The 6,734-nt window shown below is 42.8% G+C and carries 7 protein-coding genes; 5 read left to right on the top strand and 2 right to left on the bottom strand.

The genetic code is table 11. The annotated features are described in order from the left end of the window. The first annotated feature begins 7 nt into the window (after window positions 1-7). From gldD to pgl, 4 genes are read left to right on the top strand one after another with little or no spacing between them, the layout of a single operon-like run. The gene (gene gldD, locus ABZB17_RS05175; RefSeq protein WP_372648409.1) at window positions 8-589 is read left to right on the top strand and encodes a gliding motility lipoprotein GldD; all 582 of its coding nucleotides are present in this window, start codon (window positions 8-10) and stop codon (window positions 587-589) included. Next, window positions 589-1,224, top strand: a complete 636-nt coding sequence (locus ABZB17_RS05180; RefSeq protein WP_372648410.1) for a 4'-phosphopantetheinyl transferase superfamily protein — start codon at window positions 589-591, stop codon at window positions 1,222-1,224. The genes gldD and ABZB17_RS05180 overlap by 1 nt, the downstream gene beginning before the upstream one ends. A gap of 9 nt (window positions 1,225-1,233) precedes the next feature. Beyond that, window positions 1,234-2,727 carry a glucose-6-phosphate dehydrogenase gene (gene zwf, locus ABZB17_RS05185; protein WP_372648411.1) on the top strand — a complete coding sequence of 498 codons (1,494 nt, stop codon included), beginning with the start codon at window positions 1,234-1,236 and terminating at the stop codon, window positions 2,725-2,727. 44 nt (window positions 2,728-2,771) lie between these two features. Further along, window positions 2,772-3,503: a 6-phosphogluconolactonase gene (pgl, locus tag ABZB17_RS05190; protein WP_372648412.1), complete on the top strand. Its 732-nt coding sequence runs from the start codon at window positions 2,772-2,774 to the stop codon at window positions 3,501-3,503. Between the two features lie 75 nt (window positions 3,504-3,578). Here pgl and ABZB17_RS05195 read toward each other — a convergent pair whose 3' ends face one another. Then, window positions 3,579-4,583 (bottom strand): alpha/beta hydrolase, encoded by a 1,005-nt coding sequence (locus tag ABZB17_RS05195; protein WP_372648413.1) that lies wholly within the window; start codon window positions 4,581-4,583, stop codon window positions 3,579-3,581. A 134-nt stretch (window positions 4,584-4,717) separates the two neighbouring features. Next, window positions 4,718-5,800: a DNA polymerase IV gene (dinB, locus tag ABZB17_RS05200; protein ID WP_372648414.1), complete on the bottom strand. Its 1,083-nt coding sequence runs from the start codon at window positions 5,798-5,800 to the stop codon at window positions 4,718-4,720. 137 nt (window positions 5,801-5,937) lie between these two features. On the opposite strand from dinB, the gene ABZB17_RS05205 reads away from it, so the two are divergent. Next, window positions 5,938-6,420, top strand: a complete 483-nt coding sequence (locus ABZB17_RS05205) for a MarR family winged helix-turn-helix transcriptional regulator (RefSeq protein ID WP_045032676.1) — start codon at window positions 5,938-5,940, stop codon at window positions 6,418-6,420. The last annotated feature ends 314 nt before the right edge of the window (window positions 6,421-6,734 follow it).

Consider the following 6,734-nt stretch of genomic DNA (forward strand, 5'->3'; position numbering starts at 1 on the left):
TGGGAAGATGAGATTCGCATATACACTATTTTTATTGTTGTTTTTGGTGGCTTGTAAAGAAAATTACACGCCTAAACCGCGGGGATATTACCGCATTGATTTTCCTGAAAAAAGCTACAAAGATCTGAACCGGACATTTCCGTACGATTTTGAAATACCGGAATATGCAAGGATTGAAAAAGACTCCAGAAACCGCAATGAACCTTATTGGATAAATGTTGCAGTGCCCGAAAACAAAGTGGAAATACACATTTCGTATTACGAGCTGAACAGCCAAAAAGACGACTACAAACTTTTAGCCGAGTTAATGGAAGAGACGCGCACGCTGGCCTATAAACATTCAATAAAAGCCGACGCCATTGACGAGCGTTTATTCGTGAATCCTGCTAAAAAAGTGTACGGAACCATTTATTCCATCGAAGGAAATGCCGCGTCGCCCATGCAGTTTTTTTTAACCGACAGCACCCGGCATTTTTTACGCGGCGCGTTCTACATTCGCGAAGTTCCCGACATCGATTCATTGAGTCCGGTAATCAACTTTATCGAACCCGATGTGATTCACATGATTGAAACCACAAGCTGGAAATAATGCCGCTAATTGAAAAAATAGCCAACCAAAACGGCACAATTGGTGTATGGGAGCTGAAAGAAACAGCTGATGATTTATTAAAATCATGTACGCTAAATTCCGATGATACCGCACGTTTAGCAACTTTTAAAGCCGAAAAACGACAAAAAGAATTTCTGGCTACCCGCACACTTCTTCAGAACCTGATACCCGAAAATACGCCAATTATTTACCGCGACGAATTTGGCAAACCCTCATTGATAAATTCCGATTTAAATATCAGCATCACACACTCTGCTGATCTGGCAGCCATTATTTTATCCGAAAAAAATATTGGAATCGACGTTGAACAATTGCAGCGGAATATCGATAAAGTTGTTACCCGTTTTGCCAGCCTATCAGAAATTGAATTTATTGAAAGTAGCAAAGATCCGCAGTTCGTAAAAATATTGCTTTGGGCAGCAAAAGAAGCTATTTTTAAATGTTCTGGAATCCATGGAGTTCAGTTTAACGAGCAAATTGCAATTACTCCGTTCGATTACAATACACAATCAAATTTTTCCGGAGCTATAGAGCATCCTGAAAAGGAAGTGGGCTACGATTTATTTTTTCGCATTATCAAAAACAATATTCTGGTTTATTGCGTTCAACACTAAAATTTGACCATGAAGAAAGTAGAAGATCAAATTCTCATCATATTCGGGGCATCGGGCGATCTCACCAAACGTAAATTAATACCCGCACTTTTTGAACTATACAAACAAAACCTTTTGCCCAATAAGTTTGCTGTGCTGGGTGCTTCCCGCTCGGCACTTTCCGATGATGAATTCCGAAACCGGGCTGATGAATTTATTCCCAACGATGAAAAACGCGAAGAATTTAAAAAGTTATTGTTTTATCAATCGGTTCAGAATAACGAAGCCGATGATTTTATTCCGTTAAAAGAGCGGCTTGATGAAATTTCCGGCGCGCTTGAGATTGAGCAGAATTACGTATTCTATTTATCAACTCCCCCATCATTATACCCGGTAATTCCGAAAATGCTGTGCCAGAATGGTCTTTCAAAATCGGAGAATAATTTTAGGCGATTGATCGTTGAAAAACCTTTTGGAACAGATTTAAAATCGGCAAAAGCGCTAAACAAACAGCTACTTAATTATTTCGAGGAGGAACAAATCTACCGTATCGACCACTATCTGGGCAAAGAAACCGTACAAAACATGCTCGTAACCCGCTTTTCGAACGGAATTTTTGAACCGCTGTGGAACCGGCGTTATATCGAGCGGGTTGAAATTACCTCAGCCGAAAGTCTGGGAGTGGAAGGCCGTGGCGGATACTACGAGAGCTCAGGAGCTTTGCGCGATATGTTGCAGAATCACCTCTTACAGGTAGCGGGTTTTGTGGCTATGGAACCTCCGGTTGTGGTGGAAGCCGATGCCATAAGAAACGAAACGCTAAAAGTTTTTCAGTCGTTACGACCGATTAAAGAGAATGAAGTGTCGCGTTACGTTATTCGCGGCCAATATACCGCCTCAACCATTGGAGGCAAAAAAGTTGCCGGTTACCGCGAGGAGACCGGCGTGGACAAACTTTCGCGCACCGAAACTTTTGTGGCTCTTAAATTCTTTATCGATAACTGGCGCTGGGCAGGTGTTCCGTTTTACATTCGCACCGGGAAAAAACTGCCAACACGCGTAACTGAAATTGTTATTCACTTCCGTAAAGTACCTCATCATTTGTTTGGCAATGCCAGCTCCGACAGCAACAACCAGCTGATCATCCGAATTCAGCCCGACGAAGGAATTCTGCTGAAATTTGGCATGAAAACACCGGGAGCCGGATTTAAAGTGCAAACGGTAAACATGGATTTCCATTATTCTGATCTGGCCGACAAAAAGGTTCCGGCAGCATACGAACGCCTTCTGCTGGATTGTATGCAGGGCGACGCAACACTGTATTCGCGTGGCGACGCAGTAGAAGCTGCCTGGGAGTTTGTTCAACCTATAATTAACGCATGGGAAACCAATCCTGAAATTCCAATTTATGGTTACCCGGCCGGAAGTTGGGGGCCGGAAGAATCCGCCAAACTTATCGTTAACGGAGATTGGCGCTACCCCTGTAAGAATTTACACAACGACGGCTTGTATTGTGAACTTTAATCTGCATATTGCACTGTATTATCTAACAGCATAAACTATCTGAAATGGAAACCTTTACTGAAGTAAAAATCTATTCGAAACCGAAAGATGTTTACAAGGCCATCGCGAAAGCACTGATCAAGATGGTACAAAATTCGAATCAGGAAGTGTTCGATATTGCACTGTCCGGTGGAAATTCTCCAAAAGGACTTTTAAAAAAAATAAGTAAAAAATACGCCGACCGAATTCCATGGGAACGCATTCATCTTTGGTGGGGCGATGAACGCTGTGTGCCCCCGACCGATGAACAAAGCAACTATAAAATGACGGTTGACTACTTGCTTTCAAACATTACTATTCCCGATGAAAATATCCACCGCATAAAAGGCGAGAATGATCCTGAGCAGGAAGCTCTGCGCTACTCGCAAGAGATGGAGCAAAGCCTTAATTCGCGGGGTAAAGATCCTGTTTTCGACCTGATAATTCTGGGGCTTGGCGACGACGGACACACGGCTTCGATTTTTCCCGACCAGCTGGAACTTTTTGAAGACGAGCAAAGCTGTGCGGTTGCTGTTCATCCGCTTACCGGGCAAAAACGTATTACCATTACCGGCAACGTGCTGAATAATGCCAACCAGATATTTTTCCTGGTAACAGGCTCGAATAAAGCCTTGCGGGTTGCAGAGATTATGAATGATAATGATGCAGCCCAATTGCTACCGGCCTACTATATTTCTCCTACAAACGGAATCTTAACCTGGTTTTTAGACGAAGAGGCAGCTGCTCAAATTCAGTAAGACCGAACGCTGATTACGCTGATTTTACTGAGAGCCACAGATTTTTATTATCAGTGAGAATCCAAATAATCAGCGTTATCTGCGTTCCAATCCCAAAATCCCTTCACCAAAACGAATGGTTTCGGCAATTACTTCTTCCACACTACCGGAAGTAAGACTGCATGCAATAACGTGATCACCGGCCTCAGGAAAGGCTTTTTTCACCTTTTGATTGGGTAAAGTTCCCAGTTCATCAAACATATCAAGCATTGCGTCAACACTTACCGTTTGATCCTGATTCTCATCATCCTTGTAGTAGTATCCCAGAAACACCGGCACTGTTACACGGCCAAACGTTTCTTCTGTCATGGTGGCATCCAGCAGCTGTTGCAGATAAACCAGTGCTTCCACACGGTATTTGCAGTTCCAGTATTTACAATCTTCCGACTCCGGATCATCGTCAGAAACACGGTACTTCCCACCAATTACCTTTCGCCCGATTTGTAATCCCCATGGTTTCGACAATAAAGCCATTGAGCTGTTTTTCACCTTAATATTAGGCGAATATAGGATCAGTCCGTCAACATACTCCGGGAAATCTGCCGCCAGTTTTAATCCCAGCGTTCCTCCTGTTGACGTGCTCATGATGATCACTTTTCGTCCCAGGCTGCGGGCAACCATTAATGCTTCTTTTGCCGAAGCGTATAATCCATCGGGAGTCATATCAATTAAAGGATCTTCGGTAACCAATCCATGATCGTGCAAACGCGGAATGTATAAGTTGTAGCCAAAATGTTGCGCAAAACGCTCGTTGGCAGGATGGCCCTCAAACCACGATGCGGAGAATCCGTGCAGGTACAAAACACAATAATCGGTGCGTTCTTTTATCGAATCGTTTGCCCAAATAATGCGGCTCTCATTATCGGGTTTTACCGAAAAACCAGCTTCTTTTCGTTCCACAAAGGTCTCGATGTTTGAAATACTTGCCGATAGCGATGGCAGGTCTTTATTCAACTCAGGCTTGGGCGGTTTTGGCCCCAGAAGGTAGCCAATTATCGCCAAAAGAATCACTATCAGTAAAAAGCGTTTTATTCGTTTCATATTGAAGTCTGAAATCAGCAGATCGAACCGGGAGTTTTCGTTCCGATCAGTCTGTGTTGTTACTAATTAGCTGGAAAGATACGAGAGTTAGGGGAAATAATATAATTCGACAAACAGTTTTTCTGCAAATTTTATCAGAACTCAATCACCAGCTGAACACCTTTTTCACCCTCTTGTTCGTGCAGAAAATTGGAGAGTGTAAGCCCCAGTAAACGGATTCCTTTTACAAACCCACCTTCCGATTTCATCAATTTCAGGCTTTCGGTAATAAAACGCTCTTTTGTGTTGATGTAGGGCTCAATGGTTTTACTTCGGGTATGTTGCTCAAAATCGGCATATTTAAATTTTAAGGTCACTGTTTTTGCTTTTACCCCCGATCGGTCGGCCCGCTCCCATACTTTCCCGGCAATTACCAATAATTCTTTCTTTAGTTCATCCTCTAAAAACAGATCCTGTGAAAAGGTATTTTCAGCGCCAACCGACTTTCTTTCGCGTGATGGCTGCACCTCGCGGTTATCAATACCCCGGCAAATATCGTAGTAGTAATTGCCTGCTTTGCCAAACATTCGGGTAAGCTCAAGCCTGTCGATCATTTTCAGATCGCGGCCATACCACACACCAATATCATTTAACTTTTTGGCGGTTACTTTTCCTATTCCAAAAAACTTCCGGATCTCCAATTGGTCGATAAAATCCTGTGCCTTATCGGGAGTTACCACAAACATTCCGTTGGGTTTATTGACATCGGAAGCCACCTTAGCCAGAAATTTGTTGTACGAAACGCCTGCCGATGCGGTTAGTCCCGTTTCTTCTAAAATACGCTGGCGAATTTCTTTGGCAATCAAGGTAGCAGAAGGCTGACTTTTTTTGGCGTAAGTAACATCAAGATAGGCCTCATCAAGCGATAACGGTTCAACCAAATCGGTATACTCCAGAAAAATGCTTCGTATTTGCGCCGAAATTTCTTTGTACCGCTCAAAACGATGTTTTACAAAAATCAGGTTCGGACATTTTCGTTTGGCCACTTTCGACGACATAGCCGAGCGCACACCGTACTTCCGGGCTTCGTAACTGGCCGCTGCAACAACTCCCCGGTCGCTTGTTCCTCCAACAGCAATAGGCTTTCCGCGCAGTTCGGGATGATCCAACTGCTCTACCGACGCAAAAAAAGCATCCATATCAACATGTATTATTTTACGTTTTTTTTCGGTCGGCATTTTGTCTTTCCTGATATGATGCGAAAATAACGAAGTCGCTGAATTAATTGAATCTTTATTCCTTCAATCGTTGTTCCACGAAATAGCGGCTCTAATTTTTTCTTAATATATTAGCAAAAATTTTTGATCGGGAAGGAATGGAAACACGAGATATTCTAATTAAAATTCGCAAAATCGTGCGCTCGGTAGACATCGAGTCAAAGAAAATTCAGAAAGAACACGGCGTAAGTATTCCACAGGTTCTTTGTTTAAACTTTCTGCACGAGTCGCCTAACTATCAAACAACGCAGGGCGAACTGCGAAAATTCCTAAACCTGAATCCGAGTACGGTTAGCGGTATTATAAACCGTCTTGAAAAAAAAGGCTACCTGGCCCGTCTTCCCAAATCGGGTGATAAACGTGTTGTGAATATAGCTCTTACCTCATCGGGCGATCAACTGCTGAGCACAATGCCATCGTTGTTGCACGAACAATTATCGGAAAAACTATTGCAACTTAGCGAAGAGGAATTCGGAGTTGTTGAGGCCGGTTTGAATACACTGGTAAAAATACTTGATATCGAAAAAATTGACGCTTCGCCGTTAATTACTATGGATTCCGACCTGGATGAGCAATTATAAAGCAAACCGGCAATTTTCGTGGCAAATATTTCCCATCGCCGGGTATAGCGTTTTCTAACGTTTAATCAAATAATACGTGTTTCAACTGAAGCAATAAGTACTTCGATTAAAGCAACAAGCACTCTAACCAAAGCAACAGGCACTTAAACCAAAGCAACAAGCACTTTAACCAAAGCAACAAGCACTTTAACCAAAGCAACAAGCACTTTAACCAAAGCAACAAGCACTTAAACTGAAGCAACAAGCACTTAAACTGAAGCAATGTCAGCTTTAGCTGAAACAATGTCAGTTTCAACTAAAGCAACGACCGTTGC

It is taken from the genome of Draconibacterium sp., assembly GCF_041583095.1.
Classification (GTDB): Bacteria; Bacteroidota; Bacteroidia; order Bacteroidales; family Prolixibacteraceae; genus Draconibacterium.